Consider the following 3,809-nt stretch of genomic DNA (forward strand, 5'->3'; position numbering starts at 1 on the left):
GTTTACTAAAATCTATCGTCCATGCATTAAGTGCTGGAGAAAGAATTCCGGTCGAAATTCCATACATCAATCCACCCAAAATTAAACCTATTTTAGCATCTACTGAAGCCAAAATAACCAATGCCACAATGAGCAATACTAAACCTAATTTTATAACCAAAACACGTCCTTTTTGGTCTGATATCTTTCCTGCAAAGAAACGTACTAACATCGAAGAAATGGTAAAAACAATAAAGAAAACACCTTTGTTTTGAAAACCTAAATGTTCGGTCCAATCTGGAATTAATGTTAATATAGAGCCATAAGCAATATAAGATAAAAATGTAATCAATGCTGCTGGAAGTGCCTCTTTTGCTACAACTTCATGTCGTGAAATTTTCAATAATCCAAACGAAAATTTTTGTTTATTTTGCAACGTTTCTTTCATGTTGAATAAAATCAATATCGATAATAATGCAAAAAACGAAGACGTAAAAAACATCACATTAATCGATGTATATAATGTAATTGTACTTCCCAATGCAGGTCCAATTGCCATTCCGATACTGAAACAAATTCCGTGCAAGCCCAATGCTTCGCCCCAACGTTCGCGCGGAATAATATCTGCAATATAAGCTGCTGTTGCAGTGGGTTTGAAACCTGTCGAAAAGCCGTGTACCAATCTCAAAAATAAAAAACCTGAAACGGTTGTTAAAACAGGATATAAAATTCCGCACACAAAACAGACAATAGAACCGACTGCCATAATAGGTACCCGCCCCACTTTATCGGTTAATTTTCCAATAAAAGGTCTCGAAATTCCCGCTGTCAAGGTAAATAATGCAATAATAAATCCTTTGTATTCTGCTCCTCCCATGCTGCTTAAATAAGCAGGTAGCTCGGGAATCATCATATTAAAACTCGCTGAAAACAACAACGAACTCAAACACATTAAAATAAAATGGAGATTATAAACGGGATCTGAATTTAATTTTTTATTAATGGCAGAAAACATAACGGATTTTTTGCAAAGGTAATTTATCTTAACCGAAACAAACTACACAATCCAAAAGTATTACTTGTTACAAAAAATTACTACATCATTCAACATTGTTAGCCGATATTTCATTGATTATATTCATGAAATTTCTTATTTAAGAACTACTTAGTTGATATGAAAATAACTTTTACATTAGAATACAGTTAAAATACCTTATTGTATTTAATTACTTACTAAATAATTCTTATTTTTGCTATATCAATTCTACTACCCTAAAAAAACGATCTGACCAACTTTATTTTCAAGCATGAAAAACTATGAAAACCTAAAAGAGACCTTGTCTTTTTATGGCGTAAATTGTAATAAACTATATTATATCTCATCAGGAAATCCAATTTTTGCTTTTCCTGAAAGATCATTTCGAATAGACTTTTATGCATTTTGTATTTGTTTATCTGGCTCAATAGAAGTTGAGATAGATTCTCAGAAATATTTTATTACTCAAAACGAATTCTTGATTTCTGCTCCTTCTACTGTTTTGAAAATTCTAGATACTAACTCTAATTTTAGAATGAAATTGTTGTTTTTTGAGAAAAATTTTCTCCTTAAAAACATTTCTAATCCTTTCTTTATTGATAAACTTAATTTGTTTACACATCAAAACTTTACAGTTTGTAAGGCAAATAAAAAAGATGCGAATCATCTTTTAATGTTAATCAATTATCTTCAAGAACAACGAGAAAGAAATGTTTTGTTCTTAGAAGATATTATTCGATCGATTATTTTTACTTTACTTCTTGAATCTGCCTCTATAATTGCTGAACAATATTCAAAAGTAAATAAAAATCATTCCCGCGAAATCAACACTCTATTTTGTAAGTTTACACAACTTGTTCAAGAAAATGTTATCGCTCACAAAGACGTACAGTTTTATGCAGATCAATTGTTTATTACAAATAAATATTTGATTCACCTTGTAAAAAAAGCAACTAAGAAAACTCCACATGTTATTATTGACGAGTATTTATTAAAAGAAGCGTATGTTTTGCTTGGCTACTCAGAGAAAACAATTGTCCAAATAGCATTAGATCTAGGTTTCAACTCTTCTTCATCTTTTGGTCGTTTTTTTAAAAAATACACTTCTATTTCTCCTCAACAATATAGAAAACAACAACATATATAAAAAAAGAAATTTGGGATACAAATGACGAATTTCGGGATACTTTAGAAAAATAATAAAGCGTAATTTTATTGTAGAATCTTAAAATAAATAATTATGGAGAAAGTTACTTCAAAATTTGACAACGTTTTAAATCATTCTACTATCTACGGAAATATTGATCATCAACCAGATGCGAGTAAAGAAACACCAAGAAACACTCCAGAAAAATCTTATCCTTTCTCTGATCAAATAGGAAATTACCAACGCAATAAAGGAATTCCTACAAAATCTTATAAGGACAGTAAGGTATATATTGTGGGAAGTGGTATTGCAGGTTTAGCTACTGCCTATTATTTTATTAGAGACGGACATTTCACTCCAGAGAATATCACATTTATAGAACAACTTCAGGTAGAAGGAGGTTCGTTAGATGGAGCTGGAAATGCAAAAGATGGTTACATAATTCGAGGAGGTCGAGAAATGGATTGTACCTACGAGAATTTATGGGATATTTTCCAAGACATTCCTGCATTAGAGTTACCAGAACCTTATAGTGTTTTAGACGAATATAGATTAGTAAATGATAATGATTCTAATTATTCTATTGCACGTTTAATTCATGAAAAAGGGAAAGTAAAAGACTTTAGTAAATTTGGTTTAAATAAGAAAGATCAATTAGCTATTATCAAACTTTTGTTAAAGAAAAAAGAAGAGTTGGATGATATAACAATTGAAGATTATTTTAATCAATCATTCTTAGAAAGTAATTTCTGGACATTTTGGCGTACAATGTTTGCCTTTGAGAATTGGCATAGTTTACTAGAATTCAAATTATATATGCATCGCTTTTTACATGCGATTGATGGTTTAAATGATCTTTCTTCATTGGTGTTCCCTAAATACAATCAATACGACACTTTTGTTACGCCATTAGGTAAATGGTTAAAAGAAAAAGGAGTAAAAATTCAGTTAAATACACTGGTTAAAGATTTAGATTTATTAATTAATACAGAAGGAAAAGTAGTCAAAGGAATTATAACAGAACAAGATGGACAAGATGTAATTATTCCTGTTACACCAAATGATTATGTTATTGTAACTACTGGTTCTATGACTGAAGATACTGCGTATGGAGATAATACAACGGCACCAGTTTTAGCGATAGATAATAATACTAGCGGTCAAAGTGCAGGGTGGAAACTATGGAAAAACCTTTCTGCTAAATCTCCTGTTTTTGGTCGTCCAGAAAAATTTTGTGGGAATATTGAAAAATCTTCATGGGAATCTGTTACTTTAACTTGTAAACCTTCTGCATTAGTAGAAAAACTAAAAGAATATTCTGTTAATGATCCATATTCAGGTCAAACTGTTACAGGTGGAATTATTACCATTACAGATTCTAATTGGTTAATGAGTTTTACTTGTAATCGTCAACCACATTTTCCTACACAACCAGATGATATTTTAGTACTTTGGGTTTATGCATTATTTATGGATAAAGAAGGAAACTACATCAAGAAAACAATGCCTACTTGTACAGGAAACGAAATCCTAACAGAATTATGTTATCATTTAGGAATTGAAGACCAAATAGACGACGTTATTGAGAATACAATCACTCGTTCTGCTTATATGCCTTACATCACATCTATGTTTATGCCTAGAGCA

The 3,809-nt window shown here is 30.8% G+C and carries 3 protein-coding genes; 2 read left to right on the top strand and 1 reads right to left on the bottom strand.

Annotation, left to right across the window (positions count from 1 at the left end; all coding sequences use genetic code 11):
- Window positions 1–994 (bottom strand): MFS transporter (locus Q0616_RS04285; protein ID WP_298775393.1); only part of this gene is annotated, 994 nt, incomplete at its 3' end.
- A 292-nt stretch (window positions 995–1,286) separates the two neighbouring features.
- Between Q0616_RS04285 and Q0616_RS04290 the strand changes: the two genes are divergently transcribed.
- Together Q0616_RS04290 and Q0616_RS04295 are read left to right on the top strand one after the other, a co-directional pair.
- On the top strand, window positions 1,287–2,162 hold the full coding sequence (locus Q0616_RS04290; RefSeq protein WP_260542698.1) for an AraC family transcriptional regulator: 876 nt from the start codon (window positions 1,287–1,289) through the stop codon (window positions 2,160–2,162).
- Window positions 2,163–2,255: 93 nt separating this feature from the next.
- On the top strand, window positions 2,256–3,809 hold a 1,554-nt coding region (locus Q0616_RS04295; protein ID WP_298775396.1), incomplete at its 3' end, for an oleate hydratase.

The organism is uncultured Empedobacter sp. (assembly GCF_937930195.1).
Taxonomy (GTDB): Bacteria; Bacteroidota; Bacteroidia; order Flavobacteriales; family Weeksellaceae; genus Empedobacter; species Empedobacter stercoris.